The 24,106-nt window shown below is 71.2% G+C and carries 24 protein-coding genes; 17 read left to right on the top strand and 7 right to left on the bottom strand.

All coding sequences use genetic code 11. From position 1 onward, the window contains the following. The first annotated feature begins 27 nt into the window (after nt 1-27). Nucleotides 28-816: an ATP-binding protein gene (locus tag MCHT01_RS09815; protein WP_067065054.1), complete on the top strand. Its 789-nt coding sequence runs from the start codon at nt 28-30 to the stop codon at nt 814-816. Beyond that, the gene (locus tag MCHT01_RS09820) at nt 813-2,147 is read left to right on the top strand and encodes a 3-oxoacyl-ACP reductase (RefSeq protein ID WP_067065055.1); all 1,335 of its coding nucleotides are present in this window, start codon (nt 813-815) and stop codon (nt 2,145-2,147) included. The genes MCHT01_RS09815 and MCHT01_RS09820 overlap by 4 nt, the downstream gene beginning before the upstream one ends. Nucleotides 2,148-2,169: 22 nt before the next feature. On the opposite strand, the gene MCHT01_RS25575 is transcribed toward MCHT01_RS09820, so the two are convergent. Next, nucleotides 2,170-2,325: a DUF3309 family protein gene (locus tag MCHT01_RS25575; protein ID WP_084452310.1), complete on the bottom strand. Its 156-nt coding sequence runs from the start codon at nt 2,323-2,325 to the stop codon at nt 2,170-2,172. A 290-nt stretch (nt 2,326-2,615) separates the two neighbouring features. Between MCHT01_RS25575 and MCHT01_RS09825 the strand changes: the two genes are divergently transcribed. Both MCHT01_RS09825 and MCHT01_RS09830 read left to right on the top strand, forming a co-directional pair. After that, entirely contained in the window at nt 2,616-2,900 is a 285-nt protein-coding gene (locus tag MCHT01_RS09825; protein WP_067065056.1) for a type II toxin-antitoxin system TacA family antitoxin, read from the top strand. Then, nucleotides 2,888-3,385 (top strand): GNAT family N-acetyltransferase, encoded by a 498-nt coding sequence (locus MCHT01_RS09830; RefSeq protein WP_148661473.1) that lies wholly within the window; start codon nt 2,888-2,890, stop codon nt 3,383-3,385. Before MCHT01_RS09825 ends, MCHT01_RS09830 begins: the two co-directional genes overlap by 13 nt. A 24-nt stretch (nt 3,386-3,409) precedes the next feature. Here MCHT01_RS09830 and MCHT01_RS09835 read toward each other — a convergent pair whose 3' ends face one another. Next, the gene (locus MCHT01_RS09835) at nt 3,410-4,297 is read right to left on the bottom strand and encodes a LysR family transcriptional regulator (RefSeq protein ID WP_067065058.1); all 888 of its coding nucleotides are present in this window, start codon (nt 4,295-4,297) and stop codon (nt 3,410-3,412) included. 139 nt (nt 4,298-4,436) lie between these two features. Between MCHT01_RS09835 and MCHT01_RS09840 the strand changes: the two genes are divergently transcribed. The 8 genes from MCHT01_RS09840 to MCHT01_RS09875 all read left to right on the top strand — a co-directional run bounded on the left by MCHT01_RS09840 (nt 4,437) and on the right by MCHT01_RS09875 (nt 11,387). Beyond that, nucleotides 4,437-5,144, top strand: a complete 708-nt coding sequence (locus MCHT01_RS09840; protein ID WP_245643211.1) for a substrate-binding domain-containing protein — start codon at nt 4,437-4,439, stop codon at nt 5,142-5,144. Between the two features lie 33 nt (nt 5,145-5,177). Further along, nucleotides 5,178-5,861 (top strand): 4-carboxy-4-hydroxy-2-oxoadipate aldolase/oxaloacetate decarboxylase, encoded by a 684-nt coding sequence (gene ligK / locus MCHT01_RS09845; RefSeq protein WP_067065060.1) that lies wholly within the window; start codon nt 5,178-5,180, stop codon nt 5,859-5,861. A gap of 136 nt (nt 5,862-5,997) precedes the next feature. Further along, a complete protein-coding gene (locus MCHT01_RS09850) occupies nt 5,998-6,966 on the top strand; it encodes a Bug family tripartite tricarboxylate transporter substrate binding protein (RefSeq protein WP_067065062.1) in 969 nt (322 codons plus the stop codon). Nucleotides 6,967-6,968: 2 nt separating this feature from the next. Continuing rightward, the gene (locus MCHT01_RS09855) at nt 6,969-7,892 is read left to right on the top strand and encodes an NAD(P)-dependent oxidoreductase (RefSeq protein ID WP_067065063.1); all 924 of its coding nucleotides are present in this window, start codon (nt 6,969-6,971) and stop codon (nt 7,890-7,892) included. 133 nt (nt 7,893-8,025) lie between these two features. Next, on the top strand, nt 8,026-9,045 hold the full coding sequence (locus MCHT01_RS09860; RefSeq protein ID WP_084452312.1) for an amidohydrolase family protein: 1,020 nt from the start codon (nt 8,026-8,028) through the stop codon (nt 9,043-9,045). Nucleotides 9,046-9,055: 10 nt separating this feature from the next. Then, nucleotides 9,056-9,532 (top strand): protocatechuate 4,5-dioxygenase subunit alpha, encoded by a 477-nt coding sequence (gene ligA, locus MCHT01_RS09865; protein WP_084452314.1) that lies wholly within the window; start codon nt 9,056-9,058, stop codon nt 9,530-9,532. After that, complete coding sequence (locus tag MCHT01_RS09870) at nt 9,532-10,425, top strand: class III extradiol dioxygenase subunit beta (RefSeq protein ID WP_067065065.1); 894 nt, start codon at nt 9,532-9,534, stop codon at nt 10,423-10,425. The genes ligA and MCHT01_RS09870 overlap by 1 nt, the downstream gene beginning before the upstream one ends. Further along, nucleotides 10,422-11,387: a Gfo/Idh/MocA family oxidoreductase gene (locus MCHT01_RS09875; protein ID WP_067065067.1), complete on the top strand. Its 966-nt coding sequence runs from the start codon at nt 10,422-10,424 to the stop codon at nt 11,385-11,387. Before MCHT01_RS09870 ends, MCHT01_RS09875 begins: the two co-directional genes overlap by 4 nt. 219 nt (nt 11,388-11,606) lie before the next feature. Here the strand turns inward: MCHT01_RS09875 and MCHT01_RS09880 are convergent, their stop codons facing one another. The 4 genes from MCHT01_RS09880 to MCHT01_RS09895 form a co-directional block, all read right to left on the bottom strand. Next, nucleotides 11,607-13,238, bottom strand: a complete 1,632-nt coding sequence (locus tag MCHT01_RS09880) for a DHA2 family efflux MFS transporter permease subunit (protein ID WP_067065068.1) — start codon at nt 13,236-13,238, stop codon at nt 11,607-11,609. Next, entirely contained in the window at nt 13,235-14,482 is a 1,248-nt protein-coding gene (locus MCHT01_RS09885) for an HlyD family secretion protein (RefSeq protein WP_067065070.1), read from the bottom strand. Before MCHT01_RS09885 ends, MCHT01_RS09880 begins: the two co-directional genes overlap by 4 nt. Nucleotides 14,483-14,603: 121 nt before the next feature. Then, a complete protein-coding gene (locus MCHT01_RS09890; RefSeq protein WP_067065071.1) occupies nt 14,604-16,070 on the bottom strand; it encodes an efflux transporter outer membrane subunit in 1,467 nt (488 codons plus the stop codon). 90 nt (nt 16,071-16,160) lie between these two features. Then, nucleotides 16,161-16,685: a MarR family winged helix-turn-helix transcriptional regulator gene (locus MCHT01_RS09895; protein ID WP_067065073.1), complete on the bottom strand. Its 525-nt coding sequence runs from the start codon at nt 16,683-16,685 to the stop codon at nt 16,161-16,163. Nucleotides 16,686-16,972: 287 nt separating this feature from the next. Here MCHT01_RS09895 and MCHT01_RS09900 point away from each other — a divergent pair, with 287 nt between their 5' ends. After that, nucleotides 16,973-18,856 (top strand): ABC transporter transmembrane domain-containing protein, encoded by a 1,884-nt coding sequence (locus MCHT01_RS09900; RefSeq protein WP_084452316.1) that lies wholly within the window; start codon nt 16,973-16,975, stop codon nt 18,854-18,856. A gap of 80 nt (nt 18,857-18,936) precedes the next feature. Here MCHT01_RS09900 and MCHT01_RS09905 read toward each other — a convergent pair whose 3' ends face one another. Next, the gene (locus tag MCHT01_RS09905) at nt 18,937-19,671 is read right to left on the bottom strand and encodes a response regulator (protein ID WP_067065076.1); all 735 of its coding nucleotides are present in this window, start codon (nt 19,669-19,671) and stop codon (nt 18,937-18,939) included. Nucleotides 19,672-19,956: 285 nt separating this feature from the next. On the opposite strand from MCHT01_RS09905, the gene MCHT01_RS09910 reads away from it, so the two are divergent. The 4 genes from MCHT01_RS09910 to MCHT01_RS09925 all read left to right on the top strand — a co-directional run bounded on the left by MCHT01_RS09910 (nt 19,957) and on the right by MCHT01_RS09925 (nt 23,897). Then, entirely contained in the window at nt 19,957-20,307 is a 351-nt protein-coding gene (locus MCHT01_RS09910) for a DNA-binding transcriptional response regulator (protein WP_067065078.1), read from the top strand. After that, the gene (locus MCHT01_RS09915) at nt 20,304-22,511 is read left to right on the top strand and encodes an ATP-binding protein (RefSeq protein WP_067065080.1); all 2,208 of its coding nucleotides are present in this window, start codon (nt 20,304-20,306) and stop codon (nt 22,509-22,511) included. The genes MCHT01_RS09910 and MCHT01_RS09915 overlap by 4 nt, the downstream gene beginning before the upstream one ends. 76 nt (nt 22,512-22,587) lie before the next feature. Further along, nucleotides 22,588-23,259 carry a sensor histidine kinase gene (locus MCHT01_RS09920; protein WP_067065081.1) on the top strand — a complete coding sequence of 224 codons (672 nt, stop codon included), beginning with the start codon at nt 22,588-22,590 and terminating at the stop codon, nt 23,257-23,259. Then, the gene (locus MCHT01_RS09925) at nt 23,256-23,897 is read left to right on the top strand and encodes a response regulator (RefSeq protein WP_067065083.1); all 642 of its coding nucleotides are present in this window, start codon (nt 23,256-23,258) and stop codon (nt 23,895-23,897) included. Before MCHT01_RS09920 ends, MCHT01_RS09925 begins: the two co-directional genes overlap by 4 nt. Nucleotides 23,898-24,106: the final 209 nt, after the last annotated feature.

Raw genomic sequence — 24,106 nt, forward strand, 5'->3', positions numbered from 1 at the left:
GCCGCACAGGCCGATGACGGTTTTGTCATGTTTCAGGACACATGGAGAGCGCTGAAGGCGCTGCGGTCGCGCTTCCGGACGCAGCGCGAGCGCATGGCCCGCCTGGAGGGCTTCAGCGCCAACGTCGCGCATGAGCTGAGGACGCCGCTGGCGACGCTGATCACGGGCACCGAGCTGTCCTTGCGCGAGGGCGGCCTGCCGCCACCGGCGCAGGAGCGCCTGGGCGCGAACCTGGAGGAGTTGCGCCGGCTGTCCGGCATCGTCGACGACATGCTCTTCCTGGCCCAGGCGCGTGGGGGCCAGCGGGCCCGACGCGAACCCGTCGACAGCCTGGCCCTGCTCGCCCGCGAGGTGGCGTCCTTCCACGAGGCCGCGATCGACGAGGCCGGCCTGACGCTGCGCGTCGACGGCGACGGCGGCGGTGACTTCGACGCGCCGCTGCTCCGACGCGCGCTGTCCAACCTGATTGACAACGCGGCGCGATATGCGACACCGGGCAGCGCGATCCGCGTCGGCATCGAGGCGCTGGGCCGAGGCCGGATGCGGCTCTCGGTGCTCAACGAGGGCGCGGAGATCCCGCCCGACCGACTGCCCCGCCTGTTCGATCGTTTCTACCGGGCCGACGCGCCGCGCGAGCGGCCCGGCGAGCATCACGGCCTGGGACTGTCCATCGTCGCCGCCATCGCCCGCATGCATGGCGGCGCGCCGTTCGCGCGGTCGGGCCCAAGGGGGACGCGCATCGGGCTGACCCTGTCCGGCGCGAGGCGGCCATCCGCCTACACTGCGCGCCGTTCCCCGACCGCCGCGCCGCCATGACCGATCGCCTGCTCTCCTTCGTCCAACACCCCTGGGGCCGCCGCGTGGCGCGCGCGCTGGGGCTGCCGCAACCGGTGCGGCTGCCGCGCCGGCAGGACGCGTGGTCGGACAAGGAGCTCGCCGGCCGCGCGGTCCTCGCGATCGCGCCGGGCAGCGCGGCGCCCTTGCCCTCGCTGCTGGCGGCCCTGGTCGCCCAGGGGGCCGGCGCGAGCGCGGGCGGCCCGGTGCAATCGCTGGTCGTCGACGCCACCGGCTGCCGCGATGTCGCGGCACTGCGGGCGTTGTTCGAGCAGACCCAGCTCAGCCTGTCGCGCCTGGCCGTCGGCGGGCGGGTGCTGGTGCTGAGCTCGTCCGCCGCCGCCGATGCGACCGAGGCCGCCTGCCTGCATGCGGTCCAAGGCTTCGTCCGCGCGCTGGCCAAGGAGATCGGCCGACGCGGCGCGACGGCCAACGCGCTGGTGCTGCAGGAAGGCGCGGCCTCGCCGCCGGCGCTCGAGGCCGCGCTGCGCTTCTTCTCGACGGATCGCTCGGCCTACGTCTCGGGTCAGGTGCTGGCCTGGCGCAAGGAGGACGGCGGCGCCCCCGCGGCCACGACGCCCCCGGTGGCGCCTCGCGTGGCGCTGGTCACCGGCGCGGCCGGCGGCATCGGCGCCGCGACGGCGCGTCGCTTGGCGCTCGACGGCCTGCGCGTGCTGTGCGTCGACGTCCCGGCGGCGCGTCAGCCGCTGGAAGCCTTGACCCGGGAGATCGGGGGATCGCTGCTGACGGTGGACCTCGCGGGTGCCGGCGCGGCCGATGAACTGGCCGACGCGCTGCACCGCCTGGGCGGCGTCGACGTGCTGGTCCACAACGCGGGCATCACGCGCGACCGCACGCTGGCCCGCATGAGCGCCGCGGAGTGGGACTCGGTGATGGCCGTGAATCTGTCGGCCATCCTGGCCGTCGACGCGCGATTGGACGCGGACGGCCTGCTCAACGCCGGCGCGCGAGAGATCTGCCTGTCCTCGATCAGCGGCATCGCCGGCAACGCGGGACAGACCAACTACAGCGCGACGAAGTCGGCGCTGATCGGCTACGTCGCGGCCCGCGCGTCGTCCCTGGCGGAACGCGGCGCGACCATCAACGCGATCGCGCCCGGCTTCATCGAGACCGCGATGACACGCCGCATGCCGCTGATGGTCCGCGAGGCGGGCCGGCGGCTGAACGCGCTCAAGCAAGGCGGCACCCCGGCCGACGTGGCCGAGGCGATCGCCTTCCTGGCGGCGCCGCAGTCGCAACCCGTGACGGGTCAGGTCCTGCGGGTTTGCGGGCAATCCTTGCTGGGGGCGTGAGTCCCTGCTGGCGCGCCGAGGGCTAGATGCGGCCCATCAGCAGCAGGATCACCAGGATCAGCACGATGAGGCCGAGCCCACCGCTGGGGTAGTAGCCCCATCCGCGGCTGTGCGGCCAGGTCGGCAGCGCGCCCAGCAACAGCAGGATGAGAACGACGAGCAAGATGGTGCTGATCATGCGGGTCTCCGAGGACTTGTGGATCGGGGCCGCGGCACGGGCGTGACGCGGCGTTCGTGACTCGGATACGGCAACCGGGATGCCCGCTCGCGCCGCGCACGATTCCCCCTTTGGTGCCCCCTCCTCGTCGCCCCCGTCGGGGCGATGCGCCGACGCGGGTGATCCGGGGGGATGGCCTCAGCGCTGGCTCACCCGCCAGGATCTTCATCCTCTCTTCGACGGGCTTCACTGTGTTGACAACGTATACACATCCATGGGAGATTGCGGCCTTCCCTCCGCCAGCCGCCGCCATGACGCGTCACAGCACCAAAGCCGTCACCACGACCATCAACCTCCGTGTTTCGGAAGAAGCCAAGGACCTGATCGATCGCGCCGCGGCCGCCGCGGGCAAGACCCGCACCGACTTCATGCTGGACGCGGCCCTGCAGTCCGCCCGCAATGCGGTGCTGGACCAAGCCTTCTTCCAGGTCGACGCCGCGCAGCTCCAGGCCTTCCAGGACATCCTGGACCGTCCGCTGAGCGAGAACGCGGCGCTCCAGCAGATGCTCGCCAGGAAGGCGCCGTGGGAGCAATGACGGCCGCGTTCGTCAGATCGCCGGAGTTGCTGACCGCCGCCCACCACCTCGAACGCTTCGCCTGCGCTCGCCCCGAGCTGGCCGACTGGCTGCGAACGCGGGCGCTTCCGAACCAGTCCTCCGGCTCATCACGCACCTACGTCGTCACCTCGCCCGATGACCCGATGGAGGTCGTCGGCTTCTATGCGCTGGCCCCGGGCGCCATCGACCCGCGCCAGGCCACGGGCGCCCTCCGCCGGAACGCGCCGTCGCCCCTCCCGGTCTTCCTGCTCGCCCGGCTCGCGGTGCACGACGGCTGGGTGGGCCGCGGACTGGGGCATGGCTTGCTGAAGGATGCCTACCTCCGTGCCAGGCAGGCCGCCGCCATCGTCGGCGGCAAGGCCTTGGTGACCCATGCGATCGACGACGCGGCCAAGCGCTTCCATCTGAAGCACGGCTTCGTCCCGTCTCCCCTTCATCCGCTCACCTTGATGATCGGACTGTGACGGGCACCGTCGCCGGATCGGGGCCTAGCGCCCCTCCCCCACCATCCGCATCAACACTCCCGCCGTCCGCTGCATCAAGGGCGTGGCGCGCTTGCTGGTCGGCGTGACCAGGCACAGCGTGCTCTGGATGTCCGCCTTCGCGAAGGGCGTGGTGACCAGGCGCTCGGGCTTCTCGTAGATCCTCAGCGCATCCTCGCCCAGCGCCGCGTGGCCGATGCCGGCCGCGACGCAGTCCAGGATCGCCGGCACGCTGGCGACCTCCCATTGCACGTCCAGCTGCACGCCGGCCATCGCCGCGGCCTGCTCCATCAGCGAGCGGAAGATGTGCCCCCGCTGCGGCATCACCAGCGGATAACGCGACAGCTGCGGCAGCGTCGGCGGCCGCGCCGGCGCCTGATCGCGCGGACTCACCAGGCAGAGCCGCTCGCGGCGCAGCGGCAGGATCTCCAGCGCGGGCACGGGCTCCGGGTTGTAGACCAGCGCCAGATCGGTCCGGCCGGTCAGCAGCCACTCGGTCAAGTGAACCGAGAAGCCCTCCATGATCGCCAGCCGCGCCTGCGGCATCTCCGCCCGGAAGGCCCGGATCAGCGCCAGCGTGTGAAGCCGCGCCAAGGTCGGCGGCATCGCGATCGTGATCTGCCCCACCGGCTCGCTGCGCCGCGCGCGCAGGTCGTCCTTGGCATGGCTCACCAGATTCAGGATGTCCTGCCCGTGCTGCAGCAGCCGCTTGCCGGCCTCGGTCAACTGCACGCCACGGCCGTTGCGCAGCAGCAGGGTCTCGTGCAGCTCCGTTTCCAGCGCCCGCACCTGGCGGCTCAGCGCCGGCTGGGCCACGCCCAGCACCAGCGCCGCCTTGCTGAAGCTGCCGTGTTCGGCCACGTGGACGAAGGTCTCGAGTTGGGTCAGGTTCATGGGCGCCGATGCTCGCATGAAGCGCGCGGATCCCGCCATCCGGGCCATGCCCGATCGGAATAGCAGCTAGTGGAAGCTAGAACTGGATCGTTTGACCTCGCCAGACCAGAATCCGCCGCAATTCGACAGGACCCGCACCGTGATCGCTCCCCTCGCCGGCATTTCCTCGATGGCCACCCGCGCGCTGCTCGGCGAGCTCGCCGCCGCCTGCACCGCCGAACTCGGCCTGGAGGTCCGCATCGAGTCCGTCGGCGGCGTCGACGCCGCCCGCCGCGTCGAGGCCGGCGAGCCGCTCGATCTGGTCGTGCTGGCGGCCGACGCGATGGACCGACTCGCGAAAGCCGGCCATCTGCGGGCCGGCTCACTGCGCGCGGTGGCCGATTCGGCGATGGTGATCGCGGCGCCCGAGGCCGGCGCATCAGATCGCTCACACCCCGACGTCTCCACCGCCGACGCGCTGCGCGAGGCCCTCCTCCGGGCGAGCGCCGTCGGCTACTCCACCGGCCCGAGCGGGACCGCGCTGCTGAAGCTCATCGATGCCTGGGGCCTGACCGACGCGCTGGCCGGCCGTCTGCGCCAGTCCCCGGCCGGCGTGCCGGTGGGCCGCATGGTCGCGCAAGGCGATGTCGATCTCGGCTTCCAGCAACTGAGCGAGCTCCAGCACCTGCCCGGCGTCGCCGTGCTCGGCCCCATGCCCCAGGGGCTGGAGATCGTCACCCGCTTCAGCGTCGCCGTCGCCGCCACCAGCGCCGAACCCGCCACCGCCCAGCGCGTCGCCGACTTCCTGGCCGATGCCCGCCACGACGAGCGGCGCCGCCGGCTGGGCATGACCACGCCCTCGGCCTGACTCCCCGTCCTCTCTGCCTGCAAGGAATCCGCCATGTACGAACTCGGCGTCGTCTACCGCAACATCCACCGCGCCGACCGGATCGCCGCCGACGCGCTGCAGCACTTCGGTGCCGCGACGGTGCACGAGGCGCAAGGCCGTGTCGGCCTGCTCAAGCCCTACATGCGACCGATTCAGCACGGCGTGGCCGTGTCCGGCACGGCGGTGACCGTGCTGCTGCAGCCCGGCGACAACTGGATGCTGCACGTCGCCGCCGAGCAGATCCAGGAGGGCGACCTCGTCATCGCCGGCGTCACCGCCGAGTGCACGGACGGTTACTTCGGCGACCTGCTCGCGACCTCCTTCAAGGCCCGAGGCGCGCGGGCGCTGATCATCGACGCCGGCGTGCGCGACGTCCGGACGCTCAACGAGATGGGCTTTCCGGTCTGGAGCAAGTGCATCTCCGCCAAGGGCACGATCAAGGCGACCTTGGGCTCGGTGAACATCCCGGTGGTCTGCGCCGGCGCGCTGGTGCACCCTGGCGACGTGATCGTGGCCGACGACGACGGCGTCGTCTGCGTCCCCGCCGCGACAGCGGCTCGAACGCTGGAGGCCGCCGCCGCCCGCGAGGCCAACGAGGGGGCCAAGCGCGACAAGTTCGCGGCCGGCGTGCTCGGCCTGGACCTCTACAAGATGCGTGAGCCGCTGGCCCAGGCCGGCCTGCGCTACATCGATTGATCCCATCCCTATAACAACGGAGACAACGACGATGACCGCGACGATGACCGCTTCCCTTCCCGCTGATGCCCCTACGCCCAAACGCCGCGCGGCGCTCGCGCAAGGCCTGACCCTCGCCGCGGCCACGGCCGCTGTGATGCTCGCCGGCTCGGCCTTCGCGCAGGGTGCCGCGTCCGGCGCGGCGGCCGCCGCCACAGCCACCGACTGGCCGACCAAGCCGGTGCGCATCATCACGCCCTTCCCGGCCGGCGCCGGCCCCGAGACCGTCGCCCGCGTGGTCGCCGAGAAGCTGTCCAAGAAGTGGGGCAAGCCGGTGATCGTCGAGAACAAGCCCGGCGCGAATGGCTTCCTGGCGATCGACGCCTTCAAGCGCGGTGCCACCGACGGCCACGACCTGATCCAGCTGGACAACGTCCACCTGGTCGTCTACCCCAGTCTGTTCAAGAAGCTGCCCTATGACCCGGTGAAGGACTTCGACCCGATCGCACCGCTGTTCAAGACCTATTTCTTCGTCGCCGTCGCGACCAACAGCAAGTACAAGACCGTCGGCGACATCGTGGCCGACGCCAAGGCCCATCCCGGCGCGCTGAACTACGGGTCCTGGTCGGTGGGCAATCCGGTACACCTGGGCGCGGCCCAACTCGAGGCCATGACCAGGACGCAGATGCAGCACGTGGTCTACAAGGAGACCTCGATGCTCTACACCGCCGTGTCCAACGGCGAGCTCAATTTCGCGCTGGGCTCGGTGGCCACCGCCGGCGCGCTGCAGCGGGCCGGCCGCCTGAAGTTCATCGCGGTGACCGCGCCCAAGCGCCATCCCGGCTTCCCCGACATTCCGACCGTCACCGAATCGGGCGGGCCCGCCGGCTACGAGGTCACCGGCTGGACCACCATCGCCGCGCCGCGCGGCCTGCCCAAGGCCGTCCAGGAAAAGATCCAGCGCGACATCGAAGCCGCCCTGGCCGAGCCCGACATCCGCGAGCGCTACGCCACCTTTGGCTACGACGTGTTCCCGACGACCAAGGAGCAGTACCAGGCCTTCATCGCCAGCGAGTCGGCCAAGTACACCGAGCTGATCAAGCGGCTGAACATCTCGCTGGACTGACCATGAGCGACGCCCTGCGCATCGGCCTGATCGGCTACGGCGAGGTCGGCCGCATCCTGGCCGAGGACCTGCGGGCCGCCGGTCACACGGTGCTCGCGTACGACCTGAAACTGGAGTCGCCCAGCACCGACGCCGACGTGATGCGCGAGCACGCTGTCCGCTTCGGCGTGACGCTGACGGCCTCGGGCACGCTGGTGGCCTCGCCGTCGGACCTGGTCGTCATCGCGGTCACCGCCAGCCAGACGCTGGACGCGGCGCGCGCCTGCGCGGCCGGGCTGAAGCCGGGCACCTTCGTGCTCGACTTCAATTCGGCCTCGCCCGCGATGAAGCGCCAGGCCGCCGAGGCGATCCACGCCCATCGTGGCCGCTATGTCGAGGGCGCGGTGATGACCAGCGTCCCGCCCTATCGGATCCGCGTGCCGCTGCTGCTCGGCGGCCCGCATGCGGAGGCGGTGGCACCGCTGCTGGAGCGGCTCGGATTCGCGGCGCGCGTGGGCAGCGCCGAGCTGGGCGTCGTCAGCGCGACCAAGATGTGCCGCAGCGTGATGATCAAGGGCCTGGAGGCCATGGTCATCGAGAGCCTCACCGCCGCGCGCCATTACGGCGTCGAGGACGCGGTGCTGGCCTCGCTGCAGGAGACCTTCCCCGGCATCGACTGGCAGAAGCAGGCGAGCTACTTCTTCCAGCGCGTGATCCAGCACGGCCGCCGACGCAGCGAAGAGGTCCGCGAGGTCGCCGAGACCGTTCGCGACGCCGGCCTCACGCCCTGGAGCGCCGAGGGGACCGCCGAGCGCCAGGCCTGGATGGCCGATCTGGCCGAGGACGGGCTCTTCGGCGCGCGCGGCGATCCGGACTTCGGTCGCAGCGCGGACTGGCGCATCGAGGCCGATCGGCTGCTGGCCCACCTCGCCGCCCGCAAGGCCTGACCCCGGGCCCTCCCATGAACCTCTACCTCGACTTCGACTTCGGCTCCAGCTCCGGCTCCGGCTCCGGCTCCGGCCGCACGCTCGCCGCGGAATGCCCCGCGCCCCGATTCCCCTCATCGCAGAAGGACCCACGATGACGCTCTCCACCACCGGCGGTTTCGAGAAGACCCCGGGCTGGCTCGACTGGTACCAGGGGCCGTCGCGGCCGCGTTTCCAGTTGCCCGACGGCGCGGTCGACGCGCACTGCCATGTCTTCGGCCCCGGCGCCGAGTTCCCCTACGCCCCCGAGCGCAAGTACACGCCCTGCGACGCCAGCAGGACGCAGCTCTTCGCGCTGCGGGATCGCCTCGGTTTCACGCGCAATGTCGTGGTGCAGGCGACCTGCCATGGCGACGACAACCGCGCCATGGTCGATGCCTGCCGGGCGTCCGGCGGTCTGGCGCGCGGCGTGGCCACGGTGCGCCGCAGCGTCACCGACACGCAGCTGGAGGATCTGCATGCGGCCGGCGTGCGCGGCGTGCGCTTCAACTTCGTCAAGCGGCTGGTCGACTTCACGCCCCGCGACGAGCTGCTGGAGATCGCCCATCGCGTGAAGGCGCTGGGCTGGCATGTCGTCGTCTACTTCGAGGCGCCCGACCTGCCGGAGCTCTGGGACTTCTTCTCGACGCTGCCCACCACCGTCGTCGTGGACCACATGGGCCGGCCCGACGTGAGCCAGGCCGTGGATGGGCCGGAGTTCGCGCTCTTCCTGCGCTTCCTGCGCGAGCATCCCTTCGTCTGGAGCAAGGTCACCTGCCCCGAGCGGCTGTCCGTCAGCGGCCCGCCCGCGCTGGACGGCGAGCCCGAGCCCTACCGCGACGTCATCCCCTTCGCGCGCCGCGTGGTCGAGGCGTTCCCCGATCGCGTGCTCTGGGGCACGGACTGGCCCCATCCCAACCTGAAGGGCCACATGCCGGACGACGGGTTGCTGGTCGACGTGATCCCGCGCATCGCGCCGACGGCGGACCTCCAACGCCGCCTGCTGGTCGACAACCCGCTGCGGCTCTACTGGCCCGAGCTCGTCGGCGTCGGCACGGGCCGGGCGGCCGGAGCCGGCACCGCGGCGGATGGGGCCCCGTCGGCGCCGTCGGCCGCATCGCCCTCGTCGATCTGAGGAGCCTGCCATGCCACTCGACAAGCCGTACCGGGACATCCCCGGCACCACCATCTTCGACGCCGACCAGGCGCGCAAGGGCTACTGGCTCAACCAGTTCTGCATGTCGCTGATGAAGGCAGAGAACCGCGCCCGCTTCAAGGCCGATGAACGCGCCTATCTGGACGAATGGGCCATGACCGAGGCGCAGAAGCTGGCCGTGCTGGCGCGCGATCTGAACGCCTGCATCCGCGAAGGCGGGAACATCTATTTCCTGGCCAAGATCGGCGCCGCCGACGGGCGCACCTATCAACAGATGGCGGCCGGCATGACCGGCATGACCGAGGCCGACTACCGCGACATGATGCTGGCCGGCGGCCGCCACCCCGACGGCACGCCGCGCAACGCCGCCCGGCATCAGGCGGCCAAGCCGGACGCCGTCAGCGAGGCCCAGGCCTTGGGCGGACCCGATCGCACCGACGACCACCAGGACAAGGGGAGCGCCTGATGAGCACGCATGCGCGGATCACCGCGTCCGTCTACACCTCGCATGTGCCGGCCATCGGTGTCGCCATGGACCAGGGCCGCACGGCGGACCCGTACTGGGCACCGCTGTTCGCGGGCTATGAGCCCTCGCGCCAATGGATGCGCGACAACAAACCCGATGCGATCGTGCTGGTCTACAACGACCATGCCAACGCCTTCAGCCTGGACATGATCCCGACCTTCGCGCTGGGCACCGGCGACCGCTACGAGCCCGCCGACGAGGGCTGGGGCCCGCGCGCGGTGCCCCCCGTCATCGGCCACGGCGCGCTGGCGGCGCACATCGCGCAGAGCGTGATCCAGCAGGATTTCGACCTCACGCTGATCAACCGCATGACCGTGGACCACGGCCTGACGGTGCCGCTGTCGCTGCTCTTCGGCCCACAGGACGCGGACGCGCCCGGCTGGCCCTGCCCCGTCATTCCGCTGGCGGTCAACGTGGTGCAGTACCCGGTGCCGTCCGGCCGACGCTGCTTCCAGCTGGGCCAGGCGATCCGCCGCGCGGTCGAGAGCTTCGACGAGCCGCTGAACGTCCAGATCTGGGGGACCGGCGGCATGAGCCATCAGTTGCAGGGGCCGCGCGCCGGCCTGATCAACCGCGAGTGGGACAACGCGTGGATGGACCGTCTGATCGCCGATCCCGCCGGTCTGGCCGAGATGCCGCATCTGGACTACGTCCGCGAGGCCGGCTCCGAAGGCATCGAGCTGGTCATGTGGCTGATCGCCCGCGGCGCGATGGGGGACCTGGCCGGCGGCCCGCCGCCGCGTGTCGCGCACCGCTTCTATCACGTGCCCGCGTCCAACACGGCCGTCGGTCACCTCATTCTGGAAAACATCCCCAAGGAGTCCCACCGATGACCGCTCCCCTGCGCATCGCCCTCGCCGGCGCCGGCGCCTTCGGCCAGAAGCACCTGGACGCGCTGAAGCTGATCCACGGCGTGGAGGTCGTCTCGCTGATCGGGCGTGAGCTCGACAAGACCCGCGAGACCGCCGCCAAGTACGGCGTCGGCCATGTCACCACCTCGCTGGAGGAATCCCTCGCGCGGCCCGACGTCGACGCGGTGATCCTGTGCACGCCGACGCAGATGCATGCGGGCCAGGCGCTCGCGTGCCTGAACGCGGGCAAGCATGTGCAGGTGGAGATTCCGCTGTGCGACATCCTGGCCGAAGGTCGCGAGGTCGTGCGGCGTCAGCGCGAGACGGGATTGGTCGCGATGTGCGGCCACACGCGGCGCTTCAATCCCAGCCATCAATGGGTCCATCGCCGGGTGCAGGCCGGGGAGCTGCGCATCCAGCAGATGGATGTCCAGACCTACTTCTTCCGCCGCACCAACACCAATGCGCTGGGGCAGGCGCGCAGTTGGACGGATCACCTGCTGTGGCATCACGCGGCGCATACGGTGGACCTGTTCGCGCATCAGTGCGGCAGTCCGGTGGTCCAGGCGCATGCGATGCAGGGGCCGATTCATCCGCAGCTGGGCATCGCGATGGACATGAGCCTCCAGCTCAAGGCCGCGAGCGGCGCGATCTGCACGCTGTCGCTGTCGTTCAACAACGACGGGCCGCTGGGGACCTTCTTCCGCTACATCGGGGATACGGGGACCTACATCGCGCGCTATGACGATCTGGTCGACGGGAAGGATCAGAGGATCGACGTGTCCGGCGTGGATGTCTCGATGAACGGGATCGAGCTGCAGGATCGGGAGTTCGTGGCGGCGATTCGCGAGGGGCGGGAGCCGCAGGCGAGCGTGGCGCAGGTGCTGCCGTGCTACGAGGTGCTGGATGGGTTGGAGAGGCAGCTGATCGCGGATGCGCGATAGAGCTCGAAGACCCTCTCCCCACCCTCTCCCGCAAGCGGGCGAGGGAAAGAGGCTCTGGTGTGCAACGGCCCTCTCCCCAACCCCTCTCCCACTTCATGGGAGAGGGGCTCTCTGGCCCATTGCGCCGAGCCGTGTGGAGCCCCTCTCCCGCTGCGCGGGAGAGGGGTTGGGGTGAGGGCCGTCGCCTGTCAGCGAGCCCTCAGCTCCCCGAGTGAACGCTCAGTGCGCCCCGCCCGCATCCACCGGCGCGCCCATCTTCGGCGGCCGCTTCGTCAGCCAGACGAAGGCGATCAGGATGATGAACAGCGCGGCCGAGGCCAGAAAGATGTCGTCCGCCGCCCGCGTGAACGCCTGCTGATCCACCAGCCGATTCAGATACGCCAGCGCCTGGTCGGGGCTGAAGCCGGTGCGCTGCAGCGTGTCGATGGCCGCCGTCTCCGCCGGGTCGCCCAGCGACAGCCGCTCCGCCAGGTGATGGTGGTGCAGCGCCGCGCGGTTCTCCCACAGCGTCGTCGAGATCGAGGTCCCCATCGCGCCCGCCGTGATCCGGACGAAGTTGGACAGGCCCGCCGCGGCGGCGATCCGGTCCGGCGTGATGCCCGACAGCGTCAGCGTCGTCAGCGGGATGAAGAAGAAGGCCAGCGCCCCGCCCTGCAGGATGGTCGGGATCATGATGATCCCCAGGCTGGTGTCCGTGGTGAACATCGCCCGCATCCCCAGCACGATCGCGAACATCACGAAGGCGAAGCTCGCCATCATCCGCGGATCCCAGACCGAGACCTTCTTCCCCACCACCGGGGACAGCAGGATCGCCAGCACGCCGACCGGCGCCAAGGCGAAGCCCGCCGCCGTGGCGGTGTAGCCCATGTGCTGCTGCAGCCACAGCGGCAGCAGCACCACGTTGCCGAAGAACAGCCCGTAGGCGATCGACAGCACCGCCGCCCCGAACAGGAAGTTGCGCCGCGCGAAGAGCCGCAGGTCCACGACCGGGTGGTCGTCGGTCAGCTCCCACACGATGAACACGGCCAGGCCGACCACCGCGATCACCGCCAGCGCGATGATCTGGTTGGACGCGAACCAGTCCAGCTCCTTGCCCTTGTCCAGCATCACCTGCAGCGAGCCGACCCACAGCACGAGCAGCGCCAGGCCGATGCCGTCGATGGGCAGCTTCTTCACCGGCGTCTCGCGGGTGCGATAGATGCTCCACGTCAGACCGGCCGCGAACAGGCCCACCGGCACGTTGATGTAGAAGATCCACGGCCAGGTCACGTTGTCGGTGATCCAGCCGCCGAGCAGCGGCCCGACCACCGGCGCGACCAGCGTCGTCATCCCCCATAACGCGAGCGCCGTGCCCGCCTTGTGCTTGGGATAGCTGGCCAGCAGCAGCGTCTGCGACAGCGGGATCATCGGACCCGCGACCAGGCCCTGGAACACGCGCGCCGCCACCAGCATCTCCAGCGAGTGGGCGAAGCCGCAGAGCCAGGACGCCAGCACGAACAGCAGCACGCTCATCGTGAACAGGCGCACCGCGCCGAAGCGCTGCGTGAGCCAGCCCGTCAGCGGGACCGAGATCGCGTTGGCGACGCCGAAGCTGGTGATGACCCAGGTGCCCTGCACCGGGCTGACGCCCAGATCGCCGGCGATGGCGGGCAGCGACACGTTCGCGATGGACGAGTCCAGCACGTTCATGAAGGTCGCCAGCGACAGCGAGATGGTGCCCAGCACCAGCGCCGTGCCGGTCAGTGGCGCCGGCCCGGCCTGAGGCGGCGCGGCGACCGGCGCCGGCGCCGGGGCCGGGGCCGGGGCCGGGGCCGGGGCCGGGGCCGCATCCGAGGTGATGGTGTTGCTCATTGCACGCGCGTGGACGTCGAGGTCTTGGCGGCCGCCTTGCCCAGGTTGGCCGCGATGATCTTGCTCACCTGGTCATCGGCCGCCTTCTCCTGGGCGTCGAAGATCGTGGTCTGCAGGCGCGGCGCGCTGGCGCCGGTCGCGGCGGCCAGCATCTGGCCGTCCTGATCGCGGATGTCGACTTGAACGTCCATCGACAGACCGACGCGCAGCGGGTGCTCCTGCACTTCCTTCGGATCGAGCTTGATGCGCACCGGCACACGCTGGACCACCTTGATCCAGTTGCCGGTGGCGTTCTGCGCCGGCAGCAGCGCGAAGGCCGCGCCCGTGCCCGCGCCCAGGCCCTCGACGGTGCCGTGGTACTCGGTCTTCTTGCCGTAGACGTCGGCTTCCAGCGTCGCCTTCTGGCCGATGCGCAGCTTGGCCAGCTGACTCTCCTTGAAGTTGGCGTCGACCCAGACCTGCTGCAGGCCGACCACGGCCATCAGCGGCGCGCCGGCGGCCACGCGCTGGCCCAGCTGCACCGAGCGGCGCGCGACCCAGCCGTCGACCGGAGCGATCAGCTCGGCGCGTTGCAGGGCCAGGTAGGCCTGGCGCAGGTTGGCGGCGGCGCGCAGCACGTTGGGGTGCTCCTCGACCTTCACGCCGTCCGTCAGGACCTGGTTGGACGACAGCTGGTCCTTGGCGGCCTGCAGCGCGGATTGCGCGGCGGCGGACTGCGCGCGGGCGGCCGTCAGCTGGGCCTGCGCATGCTCGAGCTCTTCCTTGCCGACGGCGCCGGTCGCGACCAGCGGCTGGCGACGGGCGACGTCGGCCTGCAGACGGGTGGCCTCGGTCAGGCTGCGCTGCAGGTCGGCCTCGCGGACCTTCACTTGCGCTTCCAGGCCGCTGTTGTTGGCGTACAGGGTGCGGACCTCGCGGACCGTCTGCGCCAGCTGGGCCTGCGCCTGCTCCAGCGCGACGCGGGCGTCGACCGGGTCCAGGCTGACCAGCTTCTGGCCGGCCTTCACGAAGTCGGTGTCGTCGGCGTAGACCGCGCGCACCGTGCCGCCGACCAGCGGCGTGATCTGCACGACGTTGGCCTGCACGTAGGCGTTGTCGGTGGTCTCGTAGCGGCTGCCGACGATCCACTCGTAACCGCCGTAGGCCAGGCCGGCGATGATCACCGCCGCGGCGATCAGCGTCAGGCCGCGCTTGCGGTTGCCGTTCTTGGGAGCTTGCGTGTTGTTCTCGGGCGTTGCGCTCATGGTGGGCTCTGCGAAATGTTGGGGTGCGAAGGTCGCGTGATTCGGGGTCGTGCCGGCCGCGTCGCGGGCCGGCCCTGAGGAGGTGGGTTCGATGCCTGTCGGAGGGACCGGCCTCGCGGGGTCAGGTCTTGTCGGCCTTGGCGTCGGACTGCGCGGCGGCGCGGCCCGGCTCGGCGTAGCCGCCGCCCAGCGCGCGCATCAGGTTGACCTGCGCGTCCACGGTCTGGGCGTGCAGGTCGATCTGGGCGCGCTGCTGCAGCAGCTGGCTCTGATGCGCGTTGAGCACCGCGATGCGGCCGGTCAGGCCGGCTCGATGGCGCTGATCGGCCAGCGCGAACTGGCTGTCGGCGTTCGCGGCCAGCGCGTCCTGCTGCTGCTGTTGCTGACGCAGCGACTGCAGCGTCGCGACCTGGTCGCTGGCGTCGCGCACCGCGTCGAGCACGGCGGCGTTGTAGCTGGCGATGGCGGCGTCCTGCTCGGCGGCGCTGCCGCGCAGGTTGGCGCGCAGGCGGCCGCTGTCGAAGATCGGCAGATGCAGCGCGGGACCGGCGCCGTACTGGCGGCTGCCGCTCTTGAACAGCTCATCCAGCCCGATCGAGTTCAGACCGACGAAGGCCGTCAGGCTGACGCTCGGATAGAACTGGGTGCGGGCGACGCGCACGTCCTGGGCGCTGGCCTCGACGCGGGCGCGGGCGGCGGCCAGGTCGGGTCGACGGCCCAGCAGGTCCAGATGCGGCTCCTGCTGCCAATCGAGCACGCGCGGCAGCGCGGCGTTCAGGCCGGCCGTGGCGCTGGGGCCCTGGCCGGTCAGCGCGGCGATCTGGTGGCGCAGCAGGGTCTGCTGCTCGCCCAGCACGACCTGCTGGCGCTGGATGTCGGGCAGCGGGGCCTCGGCGGTGCGCAGGTCCTGGCCGTTGTCCAGGCCGGCGGCACTGCGCTGGCGCACCAGGGCCAGGCTCTCGTCGCGCAGGGACTTCTGCTGCTCCAGCAGGCGGCTCTGCGCCTGGCTGCGGGCCAGCGCGACGTAGGCCTTGGTCACGGCGTTGGAGACGCTCAGGCGCGCGGCGGCGGCGTCGGCCTCGGCGGCGCGGCGCTGGCCCAGCGCGGCTTGCAGCGCGGCCTCATGCTTGCCGAAGAAATCGAACTCGTAGCTCAGACCGGCCTGGATGTTGGCCAGGGTCTGCACGCTGCCGGCCAGCGGCGGCGGGTAGATGCCGTGCTCGGTGATGCGCTGGCGCGTCGCGTCGGCCTCAAGCTCGGCGTTGGGGCGCTTGGCGGCCTCGGCGTTCTCGGTCAGAGCCGCGGCGCGGGCGATGCGGGCCCGTGCCAGCGCCAGGCTGGGCGAGTTGGCGATGGCCTGGTCGACCAGCGCGTCCAGTTGCGCGTCGCCGAAGCCCTTCCACCATTGCGGATCCAGGGCCTGGCCGTCGCCGGCCGTCAGGCCCAGGCGCGCGGCGGCCTCGGGGCCGTCGATGGGGGCGGCCGGGTCGGCCAGCTTCGGGATGGGCGCGCAGGCGGCGAGCACCATCAACAGCGCCGCGCCCATCGCCAGGGCGAGCGTCGTGCGGTGAAGGGATCGGGAGCTCATGGGACGTTCCTCGGAAATGTTGTTCTTGTGCACGGAGGGGAAGAAGGAAGGTGTGGGATTCGGTGGGCAGGCGGGCGATGGCTCGCGGCGTCAGCCGTCGCGGTCGACCAGCGACGAGGTCTCGGAGGTCAGCCCGGCGTCGCGGATCGCGTGACCGTTGGCGACGAGCCGTTGCAGCAGGTCGACCAGGGTGCGGAACTCGGCCTCGCTGAAACCGGCCAGGTGGTCGTTGTAGACCTGGGACAGCACGCCCGGCGCGGCGGCCATGGCGGCCACGCCGTTCTCGCTGAGCGAGACCATGACCACGCGGCGGTCCTCCGACGAGCGCTCGCGGCGGACCAGGGTCTTGGCCTCGAGGCGGTCCAGCAGGCGGGTCATCGCGCCGCCGTCCATGGCGAGCTCGCGGGCCAGCGCGGCGCTGGACATGGGGCCGTTGAAGCGCAGGCGCAGCATCGGCGCCCACTGGGCGTGGGTGAGGTCGTGCTCGCCCAGCAGCTTGTCGGCCTGGCAGACCATGGACTGCTTGATCTGGCGCAGCAGCCAGCCCAGCGAGGGCTCGCAGGTGAAGTTGTCGGCGCTGTAGAAGTCGGCGGGAGGCGGCAGCTGGGCAGTCATGGCGGTTTTCCGGTTTCCGGGGCGGAGCTTCTGGAAAAAGCTGATGACAATTATTGCTTAGGCAATGATTGCCTTGCCAACAACCGCAGAGGATGAGCTTTGCCGGCGTGGGGGCATTCATTCAGGCCGCGTTAAGGCGTCATCAAGACGCGATCCACGTCGGCCCGACTCTCGTGCCCGGGCCCCGAAACGGGCGCTGAACGCCCCGTGCGAACTGTCGCCGGACCTTGATCGGCGCGGGCCTGACGTCATCTTTCCGCCCTGGATCAGCCCCCTACACTGCCGCGATGTCCGCCACACCGACCACCCCGCCCCCTCCGTCCGGGGCGACCGCCTCGCCCGCCGCTCCGGCCCTGCCGGGGAACGGCTCGGCCCGTTCCGGCGTGGCAAGCGCCGTGCGCGAGGGCGCCAGCCCGCCTCCCCTGCGGGCGATGTGGCCGGCACTGTGGCCATTCCTTCGGCCCTACCGGGCGCGGATCGGCGCGGCCATCGTCTTCCTGATCCTGGCGGCCGGCGCGACGCTGGTCTTCCCGATCGCGCTGCGGCAGCTGATCGACCAGGGCATCGTGGCGTCCGACCCGGGCGATCGGCTGATGGCGCTGCGGGACCACTTCTTCTGGCTTTTCGCGACCGGCGCGGCGCTGGGCGTGTTCTCGGCGGCGCGCTTCTACGCGGTGACCTGGCTGGGCGAGCGCGTCAGCGCGGACCTGCGGACGGCGGTCTACTCGCATGTGCTGCGACAGAGCCCCGAGTTCTTCGAGACCACCCAGACCGGCGAGGTCATCAGCCGCATCACCACGGACACCACGGTGATCCAGAGCATCGTGGGCTCCAGCCTGTCGATGGGGCTGCGCAACCTGATCATGGGCCTGGGCGCCGTGGTGCTGCTGATCGCGACCAACCCCTGGGTCATGACGCAGGTGATGGGCATCCTGGTGCTGGTGGTGGCGCCGGCGATGTTCTTCGGCCGCCGCGTGCGGCGCCTGTCCCGGGCGAGCCAGGACCGCGTCGCCGACACCAGCGCCATCGCGGCGGAGATGCTGAACGCGATCACCGTCGTGCAGTCGCATGCGCAGGAGGCCCGCGAGGCCAAGCGCTTCGACGCCGCCAGCGAGGCCGCCTTCGACACCGCGCGCAAGCGGACCAAGGTGCGCTCCTTCCTCGTGGCCTTCATCATCACCGCGACCTTCGGCGCGCTGCTGTGGGGCCTCTATCAAGGCACGCAGGCCGTGATGGCGGGCCGCATCAGCGCCGGTCACCTGGGCCAGACGGTGGTCTACGTGGTGCTGCTGGTGTCGTCGGTGGCGGTGCTGGCCGAGGTCTGGGGCGACCTGCTGCGCGCCGCGGGCGCGACCGAGCGCCTGATGGAGCTGCTCGCCGCGCAGTCGCCGGTCGCGGATCCCGCCGCGCCGGTGGCCATGCCGGCCTCGACCGGCCCGGCCCGCGTCGCCTTCCAGCATGTGCGCTTCCATTACCCGTCGCGTCCGGACCGCGCCGCGCTGGAGGACTTCAGCCTGGAGATCGCCCCCGGCGAGACCGTGGCCCTGGTCGGCCCCAGCGGCGCCGGCAAGAGCACGGTGCTGCAGGTGCTGCAGCGCTTCTACGACGTGCAGTCGGGCGCGCTGCTGGTGGACGGGACGCCGGTCGACCGCGTCCGCCTGGCCGAGCTGCGCGGCCGCATGGCGCTGGTGCCGCAGCAGAGCGTGATCTTCTCGGCGAGCGCGCTGGACAACATCCGCTACGGCCGCCCGGACGCCTCGCGCGAGGACGTCATCGCCGCCGCCCGCGCGGCGCACGCCGACGAGTTCATCCGGCAGCTGCCCCAGGGCTACGACAGCTTCCTGGGCGAGCGCGGCGTGCGCCTGTCCGGTGGTCAGCGCCAGCGCATCGCGATCGCGCGGGCGATGCTGCAGGACGCGCCGCTGCTGCTGCTCGACGAGGCCACCAGCGCGCTGGACGCGGAGAGCGAGCGCCTCGTGCAGCAGGCGCTGGACGAGGCGATGCGGGACCGCACGACGCTGGTCATCGCGCACCGTCTGGCGACCGTGCAACGCGCCGACCGCATCGTCGTCATGGAGCACGGTCGCATCGTCGAGCAAGGCACGCATGCCGAGCTGGTGGCGCGAGGCGGGCTCTATGCCCGCCTGGCCGAGTTGCAGTTCAACGCCTGACGCTCGCCTCTGCCCCTCTCCCATGAAGTGGGAGAGGGGTCGGGGTGAGGGCCGTCGCACACAGCGAGCCCCAAGCCCCCCTACTCCAGCACCTCCACCGCCACGCTGAACACATACCCCGCGCCGCGCTCCGTGCAGATGTAGGCGGGCTCCGCCGGATTGCGCTCGATCTTCCGCCGCAGCCGCAGGATCTGCACGTCGATCGACCGGTCATACACCTCCGCCCCATGCAGGCGCGACAGGTCCAGCAACTGGTCCCTGGACAACACCCGCTGCGGCGCCGAGCACAGCGCCTGGAGCAGATTGAACTCCCCGTTCGACAGATCGACCCGCCCGCCATCCGGCGCCGTCAACCGGCGGCTACGCAGATTCAGTTCCCACCCGTCGAAGCGATACCCCCGTCGTTCGGCCTCGCGCGCCGGGGCCGCCTCGCGCATCAACTGATAACGCCTCAACACCGCGCGAATTCGCGCCAGCAGCTCCCGCGAGCTGAACGGCTTGTTGATGTAATCGTCGGCCGCGAGCTCCAGCCCCATCACGCGGTCCGCCTCGTCCATCCGGCCGGTGACGATGATCACCGGCACCTGGCTGGCCTCGCGCAGCGAGCGCGCCAGCTGCATCCCGTCCTCGCGTCCCAGCCGCAGGTCCAGCAGCACCAGGTCCACCAGCTGCGACTGCAGCACCCGCTGCATCTCCGCGCCCGACTCGACCGCGGTCACCCGCAGACCATGCTCGGTCAGGTAGTCGACGAGCAACTCGCGGATGGCCGGATCGTCGTCGACGGCAAGGATGTGGGCAGGCGTCTGGGCGTTCATCGGGCAACGGGCGGAGCGGAAGACTGGAGGCGGCGCAAAGCTATCACGTGAAGCGCGCGTTAAAAAGCCGCGTCCGGGGTGGCCCGCATTACAGCTGTAATCCAGGAAATCCGGCGGTAATGATGACGGAACACCGAGACGCCCCAATACGGTCAGCCCCTTCTCCGACACCACGCCCTTCCGACCCGCCCGCGACGCGCGGCCTGACACGGCCCGCGATCGTCGGTCCGGAAGGCGCGTCCGGGTATCCCCCGGACGGGAGAGCCGACAACGACTTCCCCGCCGATGCTCACCGCCGTAGTTCTTGACGACAATCCCGCGATCCGCGAACTGATCTCCGAGTGGCTCGCCGCCGCCGGTCACCACGTGATGGACGCTCGACCCACCGCCGCCGCCGCGGTTCATCTGGTGCTGCTGGACCTGCCCATGCTGCGCGACGGCGTGCGCACGCTGGTGGACCGGGTTCGCGCCACCTATCCCGACGCTGCCCTGCTGGGCCTGTCCACGCAGGTCGCGCAAGCCCTCCCCGCCTCGTCCCCCACCGCCCGCGAGCTCGGCCTGATCGGCCTGCTGCCCAAGCCCTGCGTGCGCGAGGAGCTGCTCGCCGCCATCTCCCAGTTGCCGCGCCGCTCATGAAGCTCAGCCGGCCCTTGAGCGAGACCCGGGCGCTGCGCCGCTGGATCGCGGGCGTGGGCAGCGGCGTGATCGTCGCGTTCGCGGCGTCCTCGGCCTACGACGCCTGGCGGTTGCATCAGCAGGTCTCGCAGTCGACCGCGCGGGAGCTGAGCAACCTGGCCCGCGCCCTGTCCGAGGAGGCCGAGCGCAGTCTGCAGGCGGTGGACCTGTTGCTGACCGACACCTCGATCTGGTACCGCGACACCGGCGCCAAGCTCGGTCCGTCCGACATCGAGACGGCGCTGCGCACCCGCGTCTCCGCCACGCCGCAGGTCAGCGTGCTGACGGTGACCGACGCCGCCGGCCTGCAGCGCTTCCGCTCCCGCCCGACCGGCGAGCCGCTGGCCGACGTGTCGGACCGGCCCTACTTCCAGGCGCAGCGCGACTCGTGCACCGCCGGCATGTTCATCAACCCGCCCATCGTGACGCGCTCCGAAGGCCGGCCTGCCCTGGTCGTGTCGCGCCGGCTGGAGACGCCGGCGGGCCACTTCGCCGGCGTGGTCACCGCCATCGTCACGCTGGACGAGCTGCGCGAGGTCTACGACGCCATCGACCTGGGCGCCGCCAGCGCGCTGCTGCTGACCTTCGACGATGGCCGCCTCGTGGTGCGCCAGCCGCCGGATCCACGCGCGGATGGGCGCGTCTTCCACGACCTGACCTCCGCCCAGACCACCGAGGCCCGCGTCGAGCTCAGCCCGGTCGACGGGCGCAGGAAGTACATCGTGTCGCTGCCGGTGTCGGACCGGCCGCTGGTGATGTCGGTCACCAAGGATTTCGAGGACGCGATGGCCCCCTGGCGGGCCGAGATGTGGGGGCTGGTCGGCCGCACCCTGGTGCTGGTGCTGGTGGGCCTGTTGACCATCAGCCTGCTGCTGCGCCAGCTGCGCCGCGTCGAGCGCGACCAGGCCGCGCGCGAGCAATTGGAAGCGCAGCTGCGCCAGGCGCAGCACATGGAGTCGCTGGGCACGCTGGCCGGTGGCATCGCGCACGACTTCAACAACATCCTCGGCGCCATCCTCGGCCACGGCGAGATGGCCCAGCGCCGCGCCGGCCCCGACGCCGATCTGAACCGGCACCTCGACCGGATCATGCAGGCCGGCGCCCGCGCCAAGCTGCTGGTGCGGCGCATCCTGGACTTCAGCCGCAGCGGCGTGCACGACCGCAGCCTGCTCAATGTCGATCAGGCCGTGGAGGAGGCGCTGCAGCTCGTCGCGCCGACGCTGCCGGCGGCGGTGACGCTGGCGCTCGCCGCGCGCGCCGGTTCGGCGGGCATCCTGGGCGACGTGCTGCAGATGCAGCAGCTGGTGAGCAACCTGTGCAGCAACGCGGTCGGCGCGATGCCCGAGGGCGGCCGGCTCGCCATCGAGGTCGACGCCCGCCTGGTCGAGCGCCGCGTGCTGCTGAGCCACGGCGCGCTGGCGCCTGGCCGCTACGTGGAGCTGCGCGTCACCGACACCGGCACCGGCATGCCCGAGGTGGTCTATGCCCGCATGTTCGATCCCTTCTTCAGCACGAAGGCGGTCGGCGAAGGGACGGGGCTGGGCCTGTCGGTGGTGCACAGCATCGTCAGCGACATGGGCGGCGTCATCGATGTGCGTACCGAGCCCGGCCGGGGCAGCAGCTTCGCGCTCTGGTTCCCGGTGGCGGGCGAAGCGCCGCGCCAGTCCCGCGACCGCGAGGCCGAGGCCCCGCCGCGCGGCGAGGGTCAGACCTTGCTCCTCGTGGACGACGAGGCGCCGCTGGTGGAGTTCGCCGAGGAGCTGCTGGCCGAGCTGGGCTACGAGCCGGTGGGCTTCACCGACAGCGCCGCGGCGCTGGAGGCCTTCGAGCGCGCGCCGGCGCGCTTCGACGCCGTGCTCACCGACGAGACCATGCCGGGGCTGAGCGGCGTCGAGCTGACGCGGCGACTGCTGGCGCTGCGGCCCGGGCTGCCGGTGCTGGTGATGAGCGGCTATGGCGGCGAGGAGCTCGAGGCCAAGGTCGCCGCGGCCGGCGCGCGGGCGCTGGTGCGCAAGCCGCTGAACGCGACCGAGCTGGCGCAGGCGGTGGCGGCGGTCGTGACCCCGAGCGCGGCGGCAGCGGCAGCGGCAGGATCGGACGATCCGCCTGCATGGCCCCCCTCGTCCGCCCCGTCCGCCTCGTCCACGAGGGCGGTGGACCGCTGATCCCGCGGTTTCATCTGAAATACAAGGCGGGCGCGGAGTAACTCGGCGGTAGCGATGGGCGCGGACAGTGCGATTCATGGACACGACGCTGCACACCCCGACGCCGCTGGCCCCGCCCTCCCCGGCGAGCCTGGCCCGCGAACTGCATGACGACCTGGGCCAGCGCCTGACGGTGCTGCACTGGGAGCTGCACACCTTGCAGGACCGTCACGTGCAGGGCACGGCGCTCAGCAACGCGCTCAAGCGGCTGCGCGGCGAGGTCGAAGGCGCGCAGGCGGTGCTGCGGGACGTGCTCAACGGCCTGCGGGCCGAGGCCGTCGGCGGCCGTCTGCCGCATGCGCTGCACGCGATGATCGAGCGCATGGGCCGGCACTGCGCCGCGGTGATCCCACCCGCGCCCAAGCCGGTGCTGCATCTGAATGTCGAGGCGGTCTCGCTGGACGACGACCGCGCGCAGGAGCTGCTGCGGCTGGTGCAGGAGGCGGTGATGAATGCGATCCGACATGCGCAGGCGCGGCACATCCAGGTCAGCGTCAACGCCTCGCCGCGATTGCTGGCGATCACGATCGCCGATGACGGCTGCGGCTTCGATCCGCTGGGCTCGCGCCGCGTGGACGCCTACGGGCTCGTCGGCATGCGCGAGCGCGCCGAGCTGCTGCGCGCCAGCCTGACGCTGGAATCGGAGATCGATCGCGGCACGCGCATCCGCATCGCCCTGCCGCTGATGCCGCGGGAGTCGGCGCAATGACGCGGCTGCTCATCGTCGACGACCACGTGCTGGTGCGCGAGGGCTTGCGGCGGCTGCTCGAGCACCATCCGACGCTGAGCGTCGTGGCCGACGCGGCCGACGGCAACGCGGCGCTGGCGCTGCTGCGCACGACGGGCGTGGACCTGGTCGTGGTCGACATGGCGATGCCGGGGCTGTCGGACGTCAACCTGATCACGCGCATCCGGGCCTATCACCCGGGCGTGCGCATCGCCGTGCTGACGCTGAATCACCGGCTCGCGATGGCGCAGCGCGCACTGAACGCCGGGGCGGACGGCTATCTGACCAAGGACATGGGGGCCGAGGAGCTGACCGCCTCGCTGGTGCGGGTCGCCTCGGGCGAGCGCGTCATCAGTCACCTGGTGGCCGAGGCGCTGGCGCTGCAGGCGCTGTCGCCCAAGGCCACGCACGAAGCGCTGAGCGCGCGCGAGCAGGAGGTGCTGGAGCTGCTGGCGACCGGCGAGTCGGTCGGCGCGATCGCGACGCGGCTTGGCATCAGTCACAAGACGGTCAGCAGCCACAAGGCGAATCTGATGTTCAAGATGGGATTCCACTCGGTGGCGGACCTGGTCTGCTACGCCCTCGAGCGCGGACTGCGCGACACCTGCCCCAGCGTGTAGCGCTCCTCTTGCGCAGCGCGCGAACGCGGGTAGGACGCTCTCGTCCCCCTCTCCCGCGGGGCGGGAGAGGGCTGGGGAGAGGGTGGGTGCGCGGCAGTCCCCCCAGCCACGAGGCCGACGCAGACTGCCCCCGAGCCGGCCGCCGCCCAGACCTGACCAGCCCCTGCCGAGCCGCAAATCCGCGCCCCCCGATGGTCACGACGGCGCCG

The sequence above is a fragment of the Mitsuaria chitosanitabida ATCC BAA-476 = NBRC 102408 genome, assembly GCF_001598255.1.
Classification (GTDB): domain Bacteria; phylum Pseudomonadota; class Gammaproteobacteria; order Burkholderiales; family Burkholderiaceae_C; genus Roseateles; species Roseateles chitosanitabidus.